21 protein-coding genes and 1 pseudogene are annotated in these 19228 nt (G+C 64.6%); 20 read left to right on the plus strand and 2 right to left on the minus strand.

Annotation, left to right across the window (positions count from 1 at the left end):
- The first annotated feature begins 175 nt into the window (after positions 1–175).
- From IOD40_RS03045 to IOD40_RS03095, 11 genes and pseudogenes are all read left to right on the plus strand, one after another.
- Positions 176–454 (plus strand): hypothetical protein, encoded by a 279-nt coding sequence (locus tag IOD40_RS03045; RefSeq protein ID WP_198474131.1) that lies wholly within the window; start codon positions 176–178, stop codon positions 452–454.
- A 172-nt stretch (positions 455–626) separates the two neighbouring features.
- The gene (locus tag IOD40_RS03050) at positions 627–1598 is read left to right on the plus strand and encodes an ArdC family protein (protein ID WP_198474133.1); all 972 of its coding nucleotides are present in this window, start codon (positions 627–629) and stop codon (positions 1596–1598) included.
- Positions 1595–1965 (plus strand): annotated as a pseudogene (locus IOD40_RS03055) (DUF2958 domain-containing protein). Before IOD40_RS03050 ends, IOD40_RS03055 begins: the two are co-directional and overlap by 4 nt.
- A gap of 50 nt (positions 1966–2015) precedes the next feature.
- The gene (locus tag IOD40_RS03060; protein ID WP_198474136.1) at positions 2016–2222 is read left to right on the plus strand and encodes a hypothetical protein; all 207 of its coding nucleotides are present in this window, start codon (positions 2016–2018) and stop codon (positions 2220–2222) included.
- A gap of 76 nt (positions 2223–2298) precedes the next feature.
- Positions 2299–2664 carry a hypothetical protein gene (locus IOD40_RS03065; RefSeq protein WP_198474138.1) on the plus strand — a complete coding sequence of 122 codons (366 nt, stop codon included), beginning with the start codon at positions 2299–2301 and terminating at the stop codon, positions 2662–2664.
- A gap of 96 nt (positions 2665–2760) precedes the next feature.
- Positions 2761–3165: a response regulator gene (locus IOD40_RS03070; protein ID WP_198474139.1), complete on the plus strand. Its 405-nt coding sequence runs from the start codon at positions 2761–2763 to the stop codon at positions 3163–3165.
- A gap of 117 nt (positions 3166–3282) precedes the next feature.
- Positions 3283–5433: a ParB/RepB/Spo0J family partition protein gene (locus IOD40_RS03075; protein ID WP_198474141.1), complete on the plus strand. Its 2151-nt coding sequence runs from the start codon at positions 3283–3285 to the stop codon at positions 5431–5433.
- A gap of 102 nt (positions 5434–5535) precedes the next feature.
- On the plus strand, positions 5536–6012 hold the full coding sequence (locus tag IOD40_RS03080; RefSeq protein WP_198474142.1) for a hypothetical protein: 477 nt from the start codon (positions 5536–5538) through the stop codon (positions 6010–6012).
- A gap of 72 nt (positions 6013–6084) precedes the next feature.
- A complete protein-coding gene (locus IOD40_RS03085; RefSeq protein ID WP_198474144.1) occupies positions 6085–6351 on the plus strand; it encodes a DUF6117 family protein in 267 nt (88 codons plus the stop codon).
- Positions 6351–6644: a hypothetical protein gene (locus IOD40_RS03090; RefSeq protein WP_456061947.1), complete on the plus strand. Its 294-nt coding sequence runs from the start codon at positions 6351–6353 to the stop codon at positions 6642–6644. The genes IOD40_RS03085 and IOD40_RS03090 overlap by 1 nt, the downstream gene beginning before the upstream one ends.
- Before the next feature lie 429 nt (positions 6645–7073).
- A complete protein-coding gene (locus tag IOD40_RS03095) occupies positions 7074–7238 on the plus strand; it encodes a hypothetical protein (RefSeq protein ID WP_198474148.1) in 165 nt (54 codons plus the stop codon).
- A gap of 14 nt (positions 7239–7252) precedes the next feature.
- Here IOD40_RS03095 and IOD40_RS19820 read toward each other — a convergent pair whose 3' ends face one another.
- Positions 7253–7417: a hypothetical protein gene (locus tag IOD40_RS19820; protein ID WP_210336769.1), complete on the minus strand. Its 165-nt coding sequence runs from the start codon at positions 7415–7417 to the stop codon at positions 7253–7255.
- Here IOD40_RS19820 and IOD40_RS03100 point away from each other — a divergent pair.
- The 8 genes from IOD40_RS03100 to IOD40_RS03130 all read left to right on the plus strand — a co-directional run bounded on the left by IOD40_RS03100 (position 7416) and on the right by IOD40_RS03130 (position 16401).
- The gene (locus IOD40_RS03100; RefSeq protein ID WP_198474151.1) at positions 7416–7784 is read left to right on the plus strand and encodes a thermonuclease family protein; all 369 of its coding nucleotides are present in this window, start codon (positions 7416–7418) and stop codon (positions 7782–7784) included. The two genes, IOD40_RS19820 and IOD40_RS03100, sit on opposite strands and share 2 nt — an antisense overlap.
- A 323-nt stretch (positions 7785–8107) precedes the next feature.
- On the plus strand, positions 8108–8293 hold the full coding sequence (locus tag IOD40_RS20385; RefSeq protein WP_233713799.1) for a hypothetical protein: 186 nt from the start codon (positions 8108–8110) through the stop codon (positions 8291–8293).
- Complete coding sequence (locus tag IOD40_RS20390; protein WP_233713800.1) at positions 8290–8460, plus strand: hypothetical protein; 171 nt, start codon at positions 8290–8292, stop codon at positions 8458–8460. Before IOD40_RS20385 ends, IOD40_RS20390 begins: the two co-directional genes overlap by 4 nt.
- A gap of 69 nt (positions 8461–8529) precedes the next feature.
- Positions 8530–8946, plus strand: coding sequence for a hypothetical protein (locus IOD40_RS03110; RefSeq protein WP_198474153.1), 417 nt, complete (start codon positions 8530–8532; stop codon positions 8944–8946).
- Positions 8939–9583 carry an antitoxin of toxin-antitoxin stability system gene (locus tag IOD40_RS03115; RefSeq protein WP_198474155.1) on the plus strand — a complete coding sequence of 215 codons (645 nt, stop codon included), beginning with the start codon at positions 8939–8941 and terminating at the stop codon, positions 9581–9583. The genes IOD40_RS03110 and IOD40_RS03115 overlap by 8 nt, the downstream gene beginning before the upstream one ends.
- Before the next feature lie 158 nt (positions 9584–9741).
- A complete protein-coding gene (locus IOD40_RS03120; protein WP_198474157.1) occupies positions 9742–14097 on the plus strand; it encodes a strawberry notch-like NTP hydrolase domain-containing protein in 4356 nt (1451 codons plus the stop codon).
- Positions 14097–15137: a DUF7146 domain-containing protein gene (locus tag IOD40_RS03125; protein ID WP_198474159.1), complete on the plus strand. Its 1041-nt coding sequence runs from the start codon at positions 14097–14099 to the stop codon at positions 15135–15137. The genes IOD40_RS03120 and IOD40_RS03125 overlap by 1 nt, the downstream gene beginning before the upstream one ends.
- Positions 15138–15465: 328 nt before the next feature.
- Complete coding sequence (locus IOD40_RS03130) at positions 15466–16401, plus strand: DUF2493 domain-containing protein (RefSeq protein WP_198474161.1); 936 nt, start codon at positions 15466–15468, stop codon at positions 16399–16401.
- 477 nt (positions 16402–16878) lie between these two features.
- Here the strand turns inward: IOD40_RS03130 and IOD40_RS20160 are convergent, their stop codons facing one another.
- Positions 16879–17751 (minus strand): LysR family transcriptional regulator, encoded by an 873-nt coding sequence (locus IOD40_RS20160; RefSeq protein ID WP_198474163.1) that lies wholly within the window; start codon positions 17749–17751, stop codon positions 16879–16881.
- 160 nt (positions 17752–17911) lie between these two features.
- Between IOD40_RS20160 and IOD40_RS03140 the strand changes: the two genes are divergently transcribed.
- Positions 17912–18631: a putative quinol monooxygenase gene (locus IOD40_RS03140; RefSeq protein WP_233713801.1), complete on the plus strand. Its 720-nt coding sequence runs from the start codon at positions 17912–17914 to the stop codon at positions 18629–18631.
- Positions 18632–19228: the final 597 nt, after the last annotated feature.

Consider the following 19228-nt stretch of genomic DNA (forward strand, 5'->3'; position numbering starts at 1 on the left):
GCGCCCCCAAATGTTCTTCGTTCGTTCAATATCGGGAGCACCCACACGAAATGCAAGAGAGCCCTTGCCGTTATTCAGTCATAAGTGACGGGACCAGCTCGAAAACTGTTATATACATGGCCACGACGGCCTCTTGGCTGTTGGCTGCTTCGCTTTACGGTCATGGTAGCTTGGAATGATCCGCATATTGTCAGACTGGCTTACAGCGCGAAGGCAGATCCGCCAGCGATGGCAGCAGGACGCGTGCGCATTGATCGAGCGGTATGGGCGCGACGCCTATTATGAGGCGCAGCGTCTTGCCGCCCGCAGTCGCGCCCAGGCAGACAGATCCGGGTTCTGGCATTGGGCGAAGGTAGCTTCCGAGGTCGCACGTCTCTCCCCGGTCGTGCAGATGGACATGAAGGTCGTGCAGGCTATTGCCGACGAGGAAATGCGAAAACACCGGCGCTGCTGACGGATTTTGCGGGGAAAAGCCTTCCCCCTGGCCGGCACTGCGTTGCCGGCGCACCCCCATCAAGCGGGGAGACCCCGCAACGCCCCCTTTAGAGTGAGAGTGCGGACGGGGTTTGCCGTGACGGGTTGAAAGCCGGAGGAGAGTCCGACGGCGCCCGTCGCGGAGAACCGCGATGTCGAAATATGACCGCACCCCACGCGCCGGCTCGGACCGGACGAACCTTTACGACGAAATCACCGGCAAGATCATCACCGAGCTTGAAGCTGGGCGCTTCCCCTGGGCTCAGCCCTGGGGCAAGGCCACGGCCAAAGCTCCGCTCGGCTTGCCGCAGAACGCCAGCACCGGCCGCGCCTATAGCGGCATCAATATCCTGATCCTCTGGGGGGCAGTCGTCCAGCACGGCTTCCCCGGCCAGGGCTGGCTCACCTTCCGCCAGGCGCAGTCGCTTGGCGGCAATATCCGCAAGGGCGAGCGCGGCACCACCATCGTCTATGCCGACCGCTTCACGCCCGAGGACGAGAAGCGGCGCGCGCTTGAGACCGGCGAGGAACCTGGGAAAATCCCCTTCCTGAAGCGCTTCACCGTGTTCAACACCGCGCAATGCGAGGGCCTGCCCGAGGATATTGCTGTCGCCATGCCGCCCCCGCCGCCCTGCCTGATCGAGCCGCGGGTCGAGGCGCTTATCAAAGCCACCGGCATCGACTTCCGCATCGGCGGGGGTCGCGCCTACTACGTCCCGGCTCTCGACCATGTAGTGGTTCCGCCTCCGCAAGCCTATTTCGAGCCGATCAACTGGCACCGGACGGCCCTGCATGAGCTGGGTCACGCCACGGGTCATGCGTCCCGTCTGGACCGCGATTTCTCCGGCAGCTTCGGCACGAAGAAATACGCCTTCGAGGAGTTGATCGCCGAGATGAGCGCCGCCTTCTGCTGCGCCTCGCTCGGCATCGTGCCGACCGTCCGCCACGCTGACTATATCGGTTCCTGGCTGGAGGTGCTGCGGGAGGACAATCGCGCCATCGTGCGCGCCGCCTCCCAAGCCAGCAAGGCGGCCGACTGGCTGCTCGCCTTCCTGCCGGACACAGGCGATGGCGCCGAAGGCAGCGAGCCCGGTGCGGCCGCGATCGACAGGAGGGCGGCATGATCCTCCTGACCGACGAACTGCGCGCGCAGCTCCTCGCCAATGGCCGCCAGCGCGACACCGATCATGTGCCGGTCGTGAAGTTCTTCAATCCGCTGGGCGAAGGGGTCTGGCTGGCAACCGAACTGGATGACGACGGCGACACGCTCTACGGCTTGGCCGATATTGGCGAGCCGGAACTGGCTATTTCTCGCTGCAGGAGATGGTCTCGGTGCGCCTGCCTTTCGGACTCGGCATCGAGCGCGACATTCTCTTTTCCGGCGACTTTCCGATTTCGGTCTGGGCCGAGGCTGCACGGGAAGCCGGCAGCATCCGCCGCGCCGAACGGATCATCTATGCCACGGCGCGTGCCCGGCGAGAGGGCGTGTGATGCGTTTCCGTCGCCGGCACAGGTTCGAACCCGCTGGAACATGCGACCGCGTGCTGCTCGGCAACTCCACCATCCCCGCCTTCTCGGGGACGGCTGGGAATTTAAGTTGCCGCAACTTCAAGCCCGCGCCAGCGAAGCCGCCGCCAAAGGGGGGCGGCTTCGTAACGATCTGGGTCGGCGATCGCGTCCTCTGGCAAGGCCCGGAGGATGAGATTCCGCCGCGCTTCCGCGACGGCGACGATCTCAACGAGCCCTGACGCCGGGCCGCCCCTTTTTCGCAATCGCCGCCGCGCCCGCCGAGCGGGCCGGCGGTCCAGCCATCCGGAGATTGCCATGATGACCCGCGACGCGCTGCGCGCCGCCCTGGCGCACATGGAAGAAGCACTGGCCAAAACCCGGCGCAACATCGCCGGCATCGAGCGCCGCATGCGCGACCATGCCGAGGCCGAGACCATACGCAGGCGGCCGACGGCCCGTTACTATCATCGCCGCATGAGCCGCTGGACCGGCGCTGACGAGGCCGAATACCAGCGCATTCTCGAAGCGCTTGCCGGCATCACCTTCGTCGAGCTGTCGCGGCTCGACCGCAAGGCCGAGCGGCAGGATCGCGCCATCGAGGCGCTGCGCCAAAAATACGGCGTAAATGCTCCGCGACCGCGCATCGTGATAGCTAGGCGCCGATTTCCCGGAACCTTTTAACTGTTTCGGAGGTTGCGGATCATAATCAAAGAGCGACTATTGCAGTCGTCGGTGGCGCAGGTGACCGGAGGTGGGCAATAGCGAGGGGACGCCCGCTTGCCTACGGCATCACACCAACCACAGACCATCCTCGTCGTCGAGGACGACGTCCTCATTCGCATCGACATCGCGGGCTACCTGCGCGGCTGTGGTTGGCACGTCATCGAGGCGGGCAATGCAGCCGAAGCGGTTGCTGCCCTTGAATCCGACCAGATTATCGATCTGGTCTTCTCCGATATCCAGATGCCGGGCGCTATGGACGGCTTCGGCCTCGCGGCATGGGTGCGCGAGCACCGGCCGGGCCTCCGCATCATCCTGACCTCCGGCGTGGTCCAGAGAACCGAGGCTGCCACGTCGCTCTGCGACGAGGGGCCGATCGGCAAGCCTTATGATCACGATCGCCTTGCCGAGCGCATCCGCCATCATCTCGAAGCGGCTGCAACAGGGTCGGCCGGGGCGTAAGCCGCCCGGCCACAGCGCTTGCCGCCACGGCAGCGAAAGTGAGAGAGCGGGAGGGGTTTTCGTGACGGATTTAGGGTCGAGAGAGAGGCTCTCGGCGTCCGTCGCGGAGAAACCACCATGGCTCGTGCCAAGAAAAAGAAGCCCGCCCTCCAGATGATCGAATTCTCGCGGGCGCGTGACATTCCCTTCAACCGCATTCGCCTGTCCGCTGACAACGTGCGCGAGGTCGACGTCGAGGCCGGACTGGACGAACTCACCCATGACATCGACCGTCGCGAGGATCTCGTCCAGGGTCTCAATGTCCGTGCCATCCTCGATGAGGACGGCAACGAGACCGGCGATTTCGAGACGCCCGCCGGCGGCAGGCGCTACCGGTCCATCGCACGCCTCGTGGAAGCCGGCCGATTCCCGGCCGATGGCCTCGTTCCCTGCATCGTCAAGAAGGCCGATGCCAAGACCTCGGCCGTCGACGACTCGCTGGCCGAAAACCTGCTACGCCTCGCCCTGCATCCGCTCGACCAGTTCAAGGCGTTCAAGCGGATGTTCGACATGGGCACGTCGAAGGAGGAGATCGCCGACGCCTGGCGGACCACGCCACGCTACATCATACAGCGCCTACGTCTCGCCACCGTCGCACCGTCCCTGCTCGATGCCTATGCGCGCAACGAGATGACGCTGGCGATGCTGGAAGCCTTCACCGTCAACCCCGACCATGAGCGCCAGCAACAGGTCTGGGAGCGCGTCAGCAATTCCTGGCAGAAGGAGCCCTGGCAGATTCGCAACATGCTGACCGAGACCACGGTTCCGGCCGCCGACAAGCGCGCCCGCTTCATCGGCGTCGAAGCCTATGAAGCGGCAGGCGGCCCGATGCTGCGCGACCTCTTCTCCGATGAGAACGGCGGTTGGTTGCAGGACGTCACGCTTCTTGATCGTCTGGTCGACGAGAAGCTTCGCGCCGTTGCCGACGAGATCGCCGGTCAGGGCTGGAAGTGGATCGACGCGGCGGTCGAGCTTCCCTATGGCTTCGCCAACGGCCTGCGCAGGCTGGTCGGTGTGACCCCGGAATTGACCGACGAGGAGCGCGCCACCCGCGAGGCGCTGCGCAACGAGTATGACGAACTCGAATCGCAATACGCCGAGGCCGAGGAACTGCCCGATGAGGTCGACCAGCGGCTCGGCGAAATCGAGGCCGAACTGGAAGCGTTCGAGAACCGGCCCGTCACCCTCGCGCCGGAAGACATCGCCCGTGCCGGTGTATTCGTCAGTATCGGCCGCGAGGGCGAGTTGATCGTCAGCAGCGGCTACGTCCGCCCCGAGGACGAGCAACCCGAGACCGTCGATGGCGAGGATGCCGGAGACGATGCGGATCCGTCCGATCCCGATGCCGTGCAGCGCGCCGTTATCACTGTCGGCGGCGAGCCGGTCCCGGACGCCGACGAGGAGGAGGACGATGCCGTCAAGCCGCTGCCTGAGCGGCTGGTGACGGACCTGACTGCCTGGCGGACGCTGGCGCTGCGCAATGCGCTCGCCGAGAATCCGCACGTCGCCATGACGGCCCTGCTGCACAAGCTCGTTCTCGACACCTTCGAGCGCACGTCCACCTCGGGAACGAGCCTCTATGCCGTCGTGCGTCACATCTACCTCCCGGCCGATGCGACCGGGCTCGCGGACAGTGCCGCCGCGAAGATGATCGACGAGCGCGCGGACGCCTGGCGGGGCGACATTCCCTCCGGCGATGATGATCGTCTCTGGGACTGGATCGACGGCCTCGACGATGCCAGCCGCCTGGCGTTGCTCGCCCATTGCGTCAGCTTCGGGGTCAACGCGCTCTACGAGCGGCCCAACCCCTATTCGGGGAATGGCATCTCGCAGCACGGTCTCGACCGCCGCATGGTCGAGGCCGAACGGCTGACGCGGGCCACCGGCCTCGATCTCGTCGAAGCGGGCTGGAGGCCCACGGTCGAGAACTATCTGGCCCGCGTGACCAAGACCCGCATCCTCGAAGCGGTGCGCGAAGGCGCCGGCGATCGCGCGGCCGATCTCATCGCGCATCTCAAGAAGGGCGACATGGCGAAGGAGGCCGAACGGCTTCTGGCCGATACCGGCTGGCTGCCGGAACCGCTGCGCCCCGCCATGGACGCGCAGGCCGTGGATGGCTCGGCCGACCAGGACGAGGATGGCGTGGCGCTGCCCGACTTCCTCGCCGGTGACGATGAGGACCCGGAAAAGGACGCCGACGATGCGGTGACCTTGGTCGCCGCCGAGTGACGCGCACCAGCGGGGCGGCCTCCGTCGCCCCGCTTTCAATCCCCTTCCACCCCCAAGGCCCGGCATCTCGCCGGGCCGTTTTCGTTTCAGGAGACCAGATTCATGTCCGCTTCTCTCATCTTCGACATCGCGCCGCTTGGCTCGCTCGTGGCTTATAGCGACGGTCAGCCGAAGCCGCCTGCGCGCTTCACCAAGAAGCTCGCCACGTGGAAGTCCCGGAACGGGGTCGGCCGCCTTGTACGCAAGGAGCCCGGCCGTGAGCGGCCTACCTACACGACCCTGCCGTCCTTCACCCTGCATGAGGGCGATTTCGGCGAAGGCGGTATCATCCTCATCACTGTCATGCGCACTTACGGCATCGACAGCGATCTGAGGTTCCGGGTGATCGAGCGCCCGAAGATCGGTCAGGTCCGCGTCGTTCAGGATGTCGGAGAGAACGTCGAACTGCTGCACCTCGCGGAGAGCCGGGAGGCGGCCGAACTCTGGCTTGTCAAGAAGGGATACCGCCGCGCCCGCCTCGAGGAGATCACCGCCGACGAGGTGGGCGCCGATGCGATCGAGGGTCGCGCCGCCGCGTGACCTTTTCCCATTTCCCCTCCATCTGGCCCGCTGTCCTTCGACGGCGGGCCATTTTCGTTTCAGGAGAACATCATGGCCATTCCCGATCCCGTCCGAACGAACTTCAACACCCTGCTGCGCGCCGCCGGTGACGGCAACCTGGCGCTGATGGAATGCCTCGACGCCGAAACCCAAGAGGTGCGCTACGTTCTGTGCGCTGTCGGTCGTGACGGCGGCGATTACGTCTTCACGCCATTCGGTCATCTCGCCGACGGCAATCCCTATGACGCCTATTTGCCGCCTGACCCCGCCGATCCTTCAGGCTTCCTCGAAAACCCCGGAAATGGAGACGCGGCATGATGAGCGTTGACGAAATCTTCGCCGACGACCGCCGCAATCCGCCTGCGGAGCGGTCGCTTCCATGGGAGGAATCGCGCGGCGGCGTCACCGTCGTCGTGGAGCCGAAGCCGCACTGGACCGAGGACATGCGCGCCTTCCGGCTCGATGCCCGCGAATATTGCCGCTATGCGGATTGGACCGCGCATGGCGCGCGGACGCGCTTCTACGGTCATATCGACACCGCCGGCGACGATGTGATGATGAAGGCCCGCGCCATGATCGTCCGGGAAATCGCCGATGGGCTCTGGGGCTGAGCATCGGAAAGGGGCGTCTCGGCATCGGGACGGTGAAATGTCGCTGTGCCCACAGCGATGAGTCGAGATCCAGCTTCACCATCTCTTCATGGTCATCCCGTCGCTGTCGGGGCAACAATGGGTTCCATCGCCGGCCTGAAACACGATCCGGGAAGCGGCCCGGCGGCAAGGCTGGCGCGGCGGGTCATCTGCGACGGGTCTCCGGCACCTGTCAGAGGCAAAACACCACCCCCGCTTCCATTCGCTAACCTTGGTCCTTCCGTCTCTTCGTCAATCAACCCATGGAGGGTCGGCTGACGCAAGCGTGCCGCCCTCGGGGATTCGGGACGAGCCCGAACGCCCGAGGATGATTGCAGATCCGGCCGGACACTTCGGGCGCCTGTCGCGCGGGGGATTGTCCCCCGCCTCCAAAAACAGGAGCCGGAACCCATGTCCTATGCAGATGCCACCGCCTTCGCCGCCAGCCTCGCCACCACGCTGATGGTCCCGATCGTCGTGCTCCAGGCCGGGGACGGAACCCATACCGCCATGCCCGCCGACGAGTTCGACGGGGACGACGAGATGGTGAAGTTGGAGCTCGACCCATGGAGCTGAGGCGCGAAAGGGCCTCACCTCGACGGCCCGGTGCCCAGGCGCAGCCGGGCCTTCTTCCCGTCGATCGCCGCCGATTGCCGCTTGCGTGCCGGTTCGCATTGCGATCTCGACCCGCATCGGAAAGAACCGTCGGCGATCACGCCGATTTCGTTTCCTTCGAGATGAAAGCCGTTCGCCATGCTCAGCCATATTGTCATTTCCGTTCTACTCTGCACGGCATCCTGTGAACCGGCCGAAATCCGCGTCTGGGACGGGGATTCCATCCGGCTGGGCACGACGCGGCAATCTGATGCCGTCCGGATCTTCAACATCGACGCTCCCGAGATCGAGGGGCAGTGCGCGTATGAATCCGACCTGGCGCTGCAATCGAAGAACAGGCTGGCCGAGCTTCTGAATGGCCAGCAGATCGAAATCCTGCGTCAGGGCACAGACCGCTATGGCCGGACCCTGGCGGCGATCCGCGTCGAAGGCCACGACGTCGGCGATATTCTCGTCGGTGAAGGGCTGGCGAGAACCTGGGCCGGACGGCGTGAACCTTGGTGCTGACCTTCGGGACATCCTGGCGCAGGCAGGAACCATCCTCCATCGCGAAGGGAGAGTGAGAGTGCGGGCCGGTTGGCCGTGACGGTTGCAGGTGGGAGAGAAGCTTCCGCCGTCCGTCGCGGAGTATTCCCCATGACCCTATCCCGCCAAACTACGTTCGCTCCCATCGGTGAAATCGTCGCGCGGCAAGTGCTGCCCCGGCTGCATCGCGCCCAGAGGCTGCCCCTGCGCATCTCCTGCATTGGCACCGTTACGATGGCCTCGGTGATGCCGATGGCTTCGACCGCACGGTCGTCATCGGCGAGTGCCCATCCCCCGAAGACGCCATGATCTTCGCCAGCCAGTGCATCGCACGCGGCGACGTCCGCATCGGCTCGGACGATACGCTGCGCTTCCGCCCGCGTATCATGATCATTCAGGACCGTGACAAGGGCCTGGTTCTCGCCGGAGAGGTCCGGGCCGGGATCGTCCTCTGGCAGCAACCCGTCGCGTCCGATGCCGAGGTGTCGTGACCGAAGCCAGCCGGCTGCGCGGCGTGGCTTTCGCGGCCTCCGGGCGCGGCGATGCGGCATCCGCCCGCGATCACCGCTACCGCGCCAGCCTGCTCGAGGCGCAGTTGGTCGATCCTTTCTGGCGCGAGACCGCCGCCGAACTTCTGCGGCTGCCGCAAGCAGCCTGATCGCATCAACCAGTTTCCACCCATCCTCGCCCGGCCTTCCGCCGGGCTTTGTCGTTTCAGGAGCCTGACATGGCCAACTATTTCACCCATTTCTCCTGCCTGCTCGATGTGGGCACGCCCGAGAACGCCGCCCGCGCGCTCGACCTCTACAATGCGTTGTCCGAAGAAAACGCTGCGGAAGACCCTCCGTCCGAGGGTTTCCTGCTCTCCATTCAGCCCGAGCACGGCGGCACCCAGCTCTGGATGCGCGACGACGAAACCGGCGATCCCGAGCATGTCATCCAGTTCGTCAAACGCTGCGCCGCCGCATTCGGTCTGACCGGATTGTGGGGATTCCAATATGCCACCACCTGCTCGCAAGCGCGGGTCAACGCCTTCGGCGGCGGCGCGCATGTGCTCGATCTCGCCACCGGAGAGACCATCGCCTGGACTTATACCGGTGGCTGGCTCCCCGAAGTGCTGGATGGAGGTGATCCCGATGCCTGAAGTCATCGAAACCACGGTCTATCGCCTCGACGAGCTTTCCGGCGAGGCAAAGGACAAGGCCCGCGCCTGGTATCGCGAGGGAGGCTTCGACTACGACTGGTATGATGCGGTCTATGAGGATTTCCAGCGGATCGCGGAAATCCTCGGTATCCGCTTCAAGACCCGCGCCGTGCGCCTGTATGGCGGCGGCTCGCGGCAGGAACCGCGCATCTTCTTAACTGGCTTCTGGTCGCAGGGCGATGGCGCCTGCTTCGAGGGCTACTATTCCTACCGGAAGAACGCCTCGGTCGCGATCCGGGCCTATGCACCGCAGGATACCACACTGCATGGCATCGCCGACGCCATCCAGGCCGTGCAGCGGCGGAATTTCTACCAGCTTCGCGCCGAGGCAACGCATCGTGGCCATTACCATCACGAGTATTGCATGGCGATTTCCGTCACCCGCGACAGCCCGACCTGGCAGGACATGACTGCCGATGCCGAGGAGATCGTCACCGAGGCGCTGCGCGATCTCGCCCGCTGGCTCTATCGCCAGCTTGAACGCGACTACGATTACCTGACCTCGGACGAGGTGGTCGACGAGAGCATCATCGCCAACGGCTACACCTTCACCGGCTCTGGCCGCCGGTTCGGCTGATTTCGACAAGCGCCCCGCCTGACGGCCGAGCGCTTGTTTCATGCCAGCTATCGCCACGGTTTCAGAGGGAGAGTGGGGCCGGAAGGGATTTGAGCCGGTGCGGTCGAGAGAGAGTGCTGCGCGGTTCGATCCTGTCCCACTCTCCCGAGGAATCCCCGATGAACATGATTTCCGCATCCGCGGCGGCATCCGCCACCGCGCCGCTTCCGTTCAATCATGACGCCGAGACTGTATCCGGCGTCTTCGTCGCTGCCGGGCTGCTGCTGCCGCATCTCGAGCGCGGCCGGCGCATCGACGCCGCCACGCTTCGCGGCGCCATGGAATCTGCCTTCGGAGCGTCCGATGCCACCGGCGCATGGACCTGGAAGACGGCCTATGACGCCTGCGAGGCGGCAATCGTCCTCTTCCTGCACAAATACGGAAAGCCGCTTTTCCGTAAGGCCGGAAATCCGGCGGCCATCCTGCCGCAGCTCGGCAAGATCGCCGGCCTGATGCCGACGCATACGCGCCGGTCGGAGGAAGCCCAGACCTTCCAGCAGTTCTCCACGCCGATCCCGCTCGGCTTCGCGGCGGTGACGGCGGCGGCGATCACCCAAGCCGACCGGGTGCTGGAACCCTCGGCCGGCACCGGGCTCCTCGCCATCCTGGCCGAGATCGCGGGCGGCACGCTTATGCTCAACGAACTCGCCGAGGCCCGCGCCAGTCTCCTGTCTTCCCTCTTTCCGGCCCTCGCCGTCAGCCGGTTCGACGCCGCCCAGATCGATGATCACCTCGATCTCGGCCTGATTCCGACCGTGGTGTTGATGAACCCGCCGTTCTCCGCCGTGGCCAATGTCGAGGGCCGCATGGCCGATGCCGCCTTCCGCCATGTCGCCTCGGCGCTGGCGCGCCTTGCGCCCGGCGGCCGGCTCGTCACCATCACCGGGGCGAGCTTCGCACCCGACAATCCGGCCTGGACCGCCTCCTGGGCCCGGCTGCAGGAACGCGGCCGCGTGGTGTTCTCTGCCGCCATCGAGGGCTCGGTCTACGCCAAACACGGCACGACCATAGACACCCGGCTGACCGTCATCGACAAGCTGCCCGCCGCAGACCCGGCGGTGTTTCCGTCGGCACCCGGTGTTGCGTCGGACGTGGCGACGCTGATGGGCTGGCTGGCGGACCAGCTTCCCGCCCGGTTGCCGGTCGATCCCGGCGTCGCCGTTCGGGTCCCACGGCCTGCCGCACCGCGCACCGTGCGCGGCTATGTCAACCGCGCGGCCCGCACGGTATCCGCAGCGCCTCTGGCTGAGCCGGAGGGCGTACCGCTCGCCTATGAGGCCGTCGATTGGGCACCGGCCGACGCTGACCGCCTGTCGGATGCAATCTATGAGGACTACGGCCTCCAGACGATCCGTATCGCCGGGGCGCAGGCGCACCCGACCCAGCTCGTGCAGTCGGCCTCGATGGCGAGCATCGCGCCGCCCAAGCCCAGCTATCGGCCGACACTGCCGAAGGATATTCTCGGCAAGCTGTCCGAGGCGCAACTGGAAACCGTGATCTATGCCGGCGAGGCCCATGGCGGATTTCTCGCCGGGGCCTGGACGATCGATGACACGCTCGACAATCTCGCCGCCGTGCCGGAGGACGCGAAGGACGCCATCCGTTTCCGCCAGGGCTTCATGATCGGCGATGGCACCGGCGTCGGCAAAGGTCGGGAATCCGCCGCCATTATCCTCGACAACTGGATGCAGGGCCGCCGCAAGGCGGTCTGGATCTCGAAGTCCGACAAGCTGCTGGAAGACGCACAGCGCGACTGGTCGGCCCTCGGTATGGAGCGCCTGCTGGTCACGCCGCTGTCGCGCTTCCCACAGGGCAAGCCCATCACGCTCAACGAAGGCATCCTATTTCTAACCTATGCCACGCTGCGCTCCGACGACCGCGGAGAAAGGGTTTCCAGGGTCAGGCAGATCGTCGAATGGTTGGGTTCAGACTTCGATGGGGTCATCATTTTCGACGAGGCGCATGCCATGGCCAATGCCGCCGGCGGCAAGGGAGAACGCGGCGATGTCGCCGCCAGCCAGCAGGGTCGTGCCGGGCTGCGCCTTCAGCACGCGCTTCCCGATGCCCGCGTCGTTTACGTTTCGGCCACCGGCGCCACCACTGTCCATAACCTCGCCTATGCGCAGCGCCTCGGCCTCTGGAGCGGCGAGGATTTCCCGTTCTCGACCAGGGCCGAGTTCGTTGAAGCGATCGAGGCCGGCGGCGTCGCGGCGATGGAGGTGCTGGCGCGCGACCTGCGGGCGCTCGGCCTCTACACCGCCCGCTCGCTGTCCTTCAAAGGCGTCGAATACGAATTGCTCGATCATGAGCTGACCCCGGAACAGGTCCGCATCTACGACAGCTATGCCGATGCCTTCGCCATCATCCACAACAATCTCGATGCGGCGATGCAGGCCGCCAACATCACCGGCGGCGATGGTGGCTCCGGCACGCTGAACCGGCAGGCCAAATCCGCTGCCCGCTCGGCTTTCGAATCCGCGAAGCAAAGGTTCTTCGGACATTTGCTCACCAGCATGAAAACCCCGACGCTGATCCGGTCGATCACCGCCGATCTGGAGGCAGGTCATTCCTCCGTCATCCAGATCGTCTCGACCGGCGAGGCACTGATGGAGCGGCGGCTGGCGGAGATCCCCACCGAGGAATGGGGCGACCTGAAGATGGACCTGTCGCCGCGCGAATACGTCCTGGACTACCTCGCCCATTCCTTCCCGGTCCAGCTCTACGAGCCGTTCACGGATTCGGAGGGCAACCTGTCCTCGCGCCCTGTCTATCGCGACGGTCAGCCAGTGGAGAGCCGCGAAGCCGTGGCGCGGCGCGACGAGATGATCGCCAGCCTCGCGAGCCTGCCGCCGGTCCCCGGCGCGCTCGACCAGATCGTCCAGCATTTCGGCAGTGACACGGTGGCCGAGGTGACGGGCCGCTCGCGCCGCATTGTCCGCAAGCGCGGCAATGGTGTCACCATCGACCGCCTCGTGGTGGAGAACCGCGCCGGTTCGGCCAATCTGGCCGAGACGCAAGCCTTCATGGACGATGCCAAGCGCGTGTTGGTGTTTTCCGACGCCGGCGGCACCGGCCGGTCCTATCACGCCGAGCTTTCGGCCAGGAACACGCGGCTGCGCGTCCACTACCTGCTCGAGGCGGGCTGGAAGGCCGATGCCGCCATCCAGGGCCTGGGCCGCACGCACCGCACCAACCAGGCGCAACCGCCGCTGTTCCGGCCGATCTCGACCAATGTGAAGGCCGAGAAGCGCTTCCTCTCGACCATCGCCCGCCGCCTCGACACGCTCGGCGCGATCACGCGCGGCCAGCGCCAGACCGGCGGTCAGGGCCTGTTCCGGCCCGAGGACAATCTGGAGAGCCATTATGCGCGCGATGCCTTGCGCCAACTCTATCTTCTGCTGGTGCGCGGCAAGGTCGATGGCTGCTCGCTGGAGCGATTCGAAGCGGCGACCGGGCTGAAGCTGATGGATTCGAACGGCATCAAGGATGATCTACCGCCGATCACCACCTTCCTGAACCGGCTGCTGGCGCTGACCATCGAGCTTCAGGGCGTGCTCTTTTCCGCCTTCGAGCAGCTTCTGACCGCCCGCATCGAGGGTGCCATCGCGTCAGGCACCTATGATGCCGGCTTGGAGACGCTGCGCGCCGAAAGCTTCGTCGTCACCGACCGACAGGTGATCTACACCCATCCGCGCACCGGAGCCGAGACCAGCCTGCTGAGCATCACCGAGCGCAAGCGCAACCAGCCGGTGACGCTCGACACGGCGCTGGCCGAACTCGATGATCCGCGTGCGAAGCTCCTGATCAACGAGCGCTCAGGCCGCGCGGCGGTGCAGATCCCCGCCACCAGCGTCATGCTGGACGATGGCGAGATCGAGCGCCGGGTCCGGCTGATCCGGCCGATGGAGGCGCACAACGTGCCGGTCAGGATGATGGGCGAGACCCATTGGGTCGAGGCCGACCGGGATGCCTTTGCTGCGGCTTGGGAGGCGGAACTCGCCGAGGTGCCGGAGTTTGCCGACAGTACATTGCATATGGTGACGGGCCTTCTGCTGCCGATCTGGAAGCGGCTGCCGAACGACTCCACCCGCGTCTATCGCCTCCAGACTGATGCGGGCGAGCGCATCATCGGCCGCAAGGTCTCGCCGGCCTGGGCGGCCAATGCGACCGAGACCGGCATCACCTCGATCACGCCGGAGGAAGCCTTCGCGGCACTGATGGAAGGCCGCACGATCCTCGATCTCGCCGAAGGCCTCCAGCTTCGCCGGGTCCGGGTCATGAGCGCGAACCGCATCGAACTCTCGGGCTTTACCGACACGATGCGCCGGCGCCTCACGGCCTATGGCCTGTTCCACGAGATCATCTCCTGGAAGCTGCGCATGTTCGTGCCGGTCGATGCCAATGGCCCCATCGTGCTGGCCAAGGTTCTCGACCGCTGGCCGGTCGAGCGCATCGGCGAGCGGGAGGCAGCCTGATGCCGCGTCACGACGCCTCCGAACTGGCGATCCGCCTTGGCCGAGAGGCCGAGGCGGTTTGCCGCCACTACCTGTCGGCCGGCCGGCGCGCCGGACGATACTGGCTGGTCGGCGATGTGCAGAACACCCCCGGCCGGTCGATGTTCGTCCGCCTGACCGGGCCGGAATCCGGTAAGGGCGCGGCGGGGAAATGGACCGATATGGCCACGGGGGAGCATGGCGATCTTCTCGACATCATCCGGCAATCGCTCGGCCTTGTCGACTTCAGGGACCTGGCCGAGGAAGCGCGTCGCTTCCTCTCGCTCCCGTATCCCGAGCCGGAAAAGACGAGGACGCCGCCCGGCAGCACCTCCAGCGCAGCATCCGGTTCGCCTGAAGCGTCGCGCCGCCTCTTTGCCATGGCGCAGCCGATCCACGGCACCCTTGCGGAGATCTACCTGCGCGGGCGGGTGATCACGCGCCTCTCGGGCACCATCGCGCTGCGCTACCATCCCCGGTGCTACTACAGGCCCGACGAGCATTCGCCCACCGAGATCAGGCCGGCCCTCGTCGCTGCCGTCACCGACCTCTCCGGCCACCAGACCGGCGCGCATCGCACCTGGCTCGCCCCGGACGGTTCCGGCAAGGCGGCTGTCGAGACCCCGCGGCGGGCGATGGGCGACCTTCTCGGCCACGCTGTCCGCTTCGGCACCGCCGCTGAGGTTCTCGCCGCCGGCGAAGGCATCGAGACCGTGCTTTCCCCCCGCCAGGTTCTGCCCCGCATGCCGATGCTGGCGGCGCTTTCGGCCGCCCACCTCGCAGCCATCCTGTTCCCGGCAACGCTACGCCGGCTCTATATCATCAGGGATCGCGACCCGGCCGGGGACGGTGCAAGGAGCAACCTTGTCGCCAGAGCAGCGAGCTTCGGGATCGAGGCGATATCGCTCACGCCGGTCGAGGGGGATTTCAACGATGATCTGCGACGCCATGGCGCCGATGGCCTCCGCGCGGCCCTGAAGGATCAGCTTCATCCCGAAGACGTCCGCCGTTTCATGGAGTGACAGCGTGATCGGCCCCGGAGGCGTTGCTCTGCTTCATCCCTGCCGGTTTCGCTCTCCCGTCATCGGCAGGCGCGTCCCTTGTCGGAGAGTCCCGCACCCACGGCCTTCTGAGAGGGCGATCGGCGCACGAACGGGCCGGGCAGGCAATGGCGGCGCCCGGCTATTTTCCGCCGCGCCCTCCGGGCGCTTTGCAGCGCGAAACAAAATAGCCGGGCTTGGCCATCAAGGCCCTCGCGGAGGGGCGAGGGCTGCCAGCCCGTCTCGCTCGTGCGCTTCGACGCCTGCGAAGGCCGCGATGGGCGCGGTCTCCAGACGAAGGACGCTCCCGATGGAAAACGAAACCGAATACGCAGGGACCGAGCCGGTCCACAGCTCTTCCCAGACCGATCACGCTCTCACCGAACTCCAGCTCTATGGCTGGCGCCCGTTCCAGGACGAACCCGATCCCCGGCCGCTGCCCGAGGGCAACACCGTCGCCGCCGCCGTCACCGACATCTTCGACGCCCTGGTCGCGACGCTCAGTGACACTCGCCTCGAACCCGATCTCGAAGAACTGCTCTGGGGAACCGTCAATCTCTTCCACCGCGCCACCAGCCGGGTCGAGCGCGATCTCGACGACAACGAGCAGGCGCAGCGCCGGACGCAGCGGGAACAGGATGGCAGCGAGGTCAAGTCGGTCGAACTCGAACGTCTCACGGCAGAGGGACCGACCCTGATCGAGCGGCGCGGCAGCATGGAACTCTTCCGCGATCTCGCCGCCGAGGCTTTCGAGCACCACACCGGCAGCGCCTGGCGGCCGCGCACCGGCTCGATGGTCAACCATCGCAACCTGACCGCGGCGATGATCGACAGCCGCGACTTCCTGGCCGCGAAACGCCGGGCCGAGACCGAGGTGATACTGCCCGCCGGTCCCAAGGTGGCCGTGACCGGCGGCGCCGACTTCAACGATCACCGGCTGATCTGGGCGAAACTCGATCAGGTCCATGCCAAGCACGCGGACATGGTTTTGCTCCACGGCGGCACCCCGAAAGGCGCGGAACTGATCGCCTCCCGCTGGGCCGATCACCACAAGGTACCGCAGGTCGCCTTCCGGCCCGACTGGACGAAGCACGGCAAAGCCGCGCCGTTCAAGCGCAATGACGCGATGCTGGACGTGCTGCCGGTCGGCGTCCTCGTCTTCCCCGGCACCGGAATTCAGGAGAACCTTGCGGATAAGGCCCGCAAGCTCGGCATCCCCGTCATGAAGTTCGACGGCGGCGCGTAAGCGCCGCCGTTCCGCGGCTGTTTCAGCCGGGTGTGAATGCCCTTGAATCTCTGCTTCCGACCTCATTGTCGCCGTTCGGAGCGCCGCGTTCGGCGCCCGAAACCTGCCGTTCATTCACTTCCACCCGACGGCAAAGTCGGGGCCGTCTGCTGAAGAGGTCATCAGGGAAATCAAGCGGCTCTTCAAGATTGAAAAGAACCCACCCACTGTTACCCGCGCCGAAGGTCGCCTCACGCGGCGCGGTGGCTTCTTGAAGAGTACGGCCTCGTCACCGACGACTATCACCGCACACAATGGGTGTGGTTCGCTGTGACCTTCACCGCAATCTGGCGCAATTTCTCCAGCGCTAAGTGGCGGATTGCGGGCGAGATCTCGAAGAAAAGTAGAACGGACGTTCGAGCGTGATGCCGCGAAAGTCTGGTCTGAGCCCAAAGTGACGAATGCTGCACGATGGGCGAATGTCGATTACCGACCTCACTACGCCAGCGTGCGCGCCATCTCACGGATCAGATCATTTGTCTCTGGTCTCGTCGTTTGGTGCCGATATCGAAGGGCCAAAACAGTTCTTGATATTTCAAGGCCATCGATGGGTTTCGACACCAGGCCCATGTCCGAAGGAATAGCGGTGGCTGGCAGGATCACCGCACCTGACCCTTGCCGAGCAAGTTCAACTAACCAATCCACGCGATTTGACCGATAGGCCGCGTAGAGTTCGTGACCATGATCCGCGCAGGTCCCATGCAAAACATCCCGCATTTCGCAATTTAGGCGGTCAAGCATGTCAGTTTTAGCAAGAGCCGAAAGAGAGATCGCATTTAGTTCAGCCAACGGATGCGACTTTGACACCACGACCTTGTAGTCCTCTTCATAGAGATGGTCTATACGATAGAGGTCTTCACTGACCTTCTCTGCGGTGACTACAACGTCAAATTCACCATCTCGTAACCCGGCAAGAAGCTCGGAGGTTGACGCAACGATCAATTCGATTTCGGCTTGCGGCAATCGCGTACGAGTACGCTCCATAGCTGCCGAAATCCTGTTGTGGCCAATCGTTTCGCCGACGCCGACAGAGATTGGAACCCGCTCCAAGCGCATATGACGGACCGCCTCTGCCTTAGCCTGTCGCGTCTCATCGTGAACCTTCTGCAACCTTGGCTGCATGAGTTTACCGAGGGACGTAGGCCTGCATCCCGCACGGTCCCTGACAAACAGGTCACCTCCAAGCTCGTCTTCAAGTTTCTTGATCGCAGTCGTCAAGGAAGGTTGGGAGACATTGGAGGCACTGGCTGCGTGGGTGAAGTTTCGGTGCTCGCAGACGGCGAGAAAATACCTGATCTGGTTCATTTCCATCGCCACATTCTCCGTCACATCTCATTTCAGGCCATCAAAACAAGTTCGATAGTCCACGTCTATCAAAGAATAGAATTTCGGAATTGGAGCCCGGCGCACCCAGCATGGGACAAGAGTGCATCGAAACCAAACACGATGCACTTCAAATCAGGAGACGACCATGAAAGCGCAAATCCTTCAGACATTCGCCGCACTGGCTCTGTTCACAACTTCTGCAACTGCACAGGACAACGCAATGGAAAATCATACTGCCAGCTACATCGCCATGCCCGCCGCCGAAGGCCAGACCGGAGCCTTCGCGGAGTTTCTGGCAGGTGCCGCACCTATCGTGCGGGAAACAGAGACGGGAACTGTACTTTGGTTTGCTCTGCAAGCCGACGATATGCTCGCAATCTTTGACATCTTCGCAGATGAAGAAGCACGCGACGCTCACTTCTCAGGAGCGGTTGCTGCGGCTTTGAAGCAAAAGGCCGACGCGCTGGTCGACGGAGGATGGGACGACGGTGTTGTCGCGAATATCAACAACTCCGATGTCCTGTCGGTAAAGGCGCCGGTTGATCTCTACACGGCAACGACCGCAACTTACATCAAGCTCGAAGCTGCTCCAGGTAAAGGCCCCGAATTGGCAGCCTTGCTGACCGCCGCCGGCCCCATCGTCGCAGAAACTGAACCCAAGACATTGTTCTGGGCGGCGCTGCAGATTGACGGGAACAACTTCGCCATCTTCGACATCTTTGCCGACAACTCTGGCCGCGAAGCGCACTTTGCCGGACAAGTCGCCGGACTCCTGAATGAAAAGGCTTCAGAATTGATCTTAGGTGGATGGGACGACGGTGTGGTGGCAAACGTCCACAATTTCGAAATCCTCGCTACCAAGTAATCTCGAGGTGACTTGAGAAAGAAGTGCCCGGTGCAATCCATCGGGCGCTTTGCTGTTTGAATTTAGATTCACGCCAAAGCGGCCGTGCCGGAACTGGCAAGCGAAGCTCGCACTCGCCTCCGGCTTGGAAAGGGCGGCTATCGGCGGGAACATGTCCGCGCCTTCGCCCAACACGCCGAGATCGCGGACGACGCGATCTACATCGAGGGCAGCAAAAAACACCCTATTGAGGACGCCGGTAGCCACCAAAGGAGGAAAGTCGGCGGGAATCGGCGTTCCCGGTTTTTACCAAAGTGGCGGACCGGGTGGGATTCGAACATATACGCCGAAGTAATCGGCTTGCGCTTGGCTACGCCGTGAGCAATGTCGGCTTTCGGGACGCCGCAAGCGGCAGTCGAACGGCCGGAAAGGTGGCGCATTGCGGTCAAAGTACAGTAGCCTGCTGAACGGCCGCTTTCCCGGCTTGGGCGCCCAGAAGCGGTCGGGCAGCTTGCCACCCCATGCACGAACCCGCTTCGCGGGAGGGGTGCCACGGCCTGAGATGGCATAGTATTCTCAGCCTTTGAGCGGTAGCGGCGGTCGAGCCGACCGTGGAGT

This window comes from Aquamicrobium zhengzhouense, from assembly GCF_016124105.1.
GTDB classification, from domain to species: Bacteria; Pseudomonadota; Alphaproteobacteria; order Rhizobiales; family Rhizobiaceae; genus Aerobium; species Aerobium zhengzhouense.

Excerpts from the sequence above, each read along its gene's own strand:
- IOD40_RS03130 (WP_198474161.1), top strand. The coding sequence starts at position 15,466 with ATGGAAAACGAAACCGAATACGCAGGGACCGAGCCGGTCCACAGCTCT.
- IOD40_RS03045 (WP_198474131.1), top strand. The coding sequence starts at position 176 with ATGATCCGCATATTGTCAGACTGGCTTACAGCGCGAAGGCAGATCCGC.
- IOD40_RS20385 (WP_233713799.1), top strand. The coding sequence starts at position 8,108 with ATGATCTTCGCCAGCCAGTGCATCGCACGCGGCGACGTCCGCATCGGC.
- IOD40_RS19820 (WP_210336769.1), bottom strand. The coding sequence starts at position 7,417 with ATGGCGAACGGCTTTCATCTCGAAGGAAACGAAATCGGCGTGATCGCC.
- IOD40_RS03100 (WP_198474151.1), top strand. The coding sequence starts at position 7,416 with ATGCTCAGCCATATTGTCATTTCCGTTCTACTCTGCACGGCATCCTGT.
- IOD40_RS20160 (WP_198474163.1), bottom strand. The coding sequence starts at position 17,751 with ATGGAAATGAACCAGATCAGGTATTTTCTCGCCGTCTGCGAGCACCGA.
- IOD40_RS03120 (WP_198474157.1), top strand. The coding sequence starts at position 9,742 with ATGAACATGATTTCCGCATCCGCGGCGGCATCCGCCACCGCGCCGCTT.
- IOD40_RS03110 (WP_198474153.1), top strand. The coding sequence starts at position 8,530 with ATGGCCAACTATTTCACCCATTTCTCCTGCCTGCTCGATGTGGGCACG.
- IOD40_RS03075 (WP_198474141.1), top strand. The coding sequence starts at position 3,283 with ATGGCTCGTGCCAAGAAAAAGAAGCCCGCCCTCCAGATGATCGAATTC.
- IOD40_RS03115 (WP_198474155.1), top strand. The coding sequence starts at position 8,939 with ATGCCTGAAGTCATCGAAACCACGGTCTATCGCCTCGACGAGCTTTCC.
- IOD40_RS03140 (WP_233713801.1), top strand. The coding sequence starts at position 17,912 with ATGAAAGCGCAAATCCTTCAGACATTCGCCGCACTGGCTCTGTTCACA.
- IOD40_RS03080 (WP_198474142.1), top strand. The coding sequence starts at position 5,536 with ATGTCCGCTTCTCTCATCTTCGACATCGCGCCGCTTGGCTCGCTCGTG.
- IOD40_RS03090 (WP_456061947.1), top strand. The coding sequence starts at position 6,351 with ATGAGCGTTGACGAAATCTTCGCCGACGACCGCCGCAATCCGCCTGCG.
- IOD40_RS03095 (WP_198474148.1), top strand. The coding sequence starts at position 7,074 with ATGTCCTATGCAGATGCCACCGCCTTCGCCGCCAGCCTCGCCACCACG.
- IOD40_RS03085 (WP_198474144.1), top strand. The coding sequence starts at position 6,085 with ATGGCCATTCCCGATCCCGTCCGAACGAACTTCAACACCCTGCTGCGC.
- IOD40_RS03050 (WP_198474133.1), top strand. The coding sequence starts at position 627 with ATGTCGAAATATGACCGCACCCCACGCGCCGGCTCGGACCGGACGAAC.
- IOD40_RS03065 (WP_198474138.1), top strand. The coding sequence starts at position 2,299 with ATGATGACCCGCGACGCGCTGCGCGCCGCCCTGGCGCACATGGAAGAA.
- IOD40_RS03125 (WP_198474159.1), top strand. The coding sequence starts at position 14,097 with ATGCCGCGTCACGACGCCTCCGAACTGGCGATCCGCCTTGGCCGAGAG.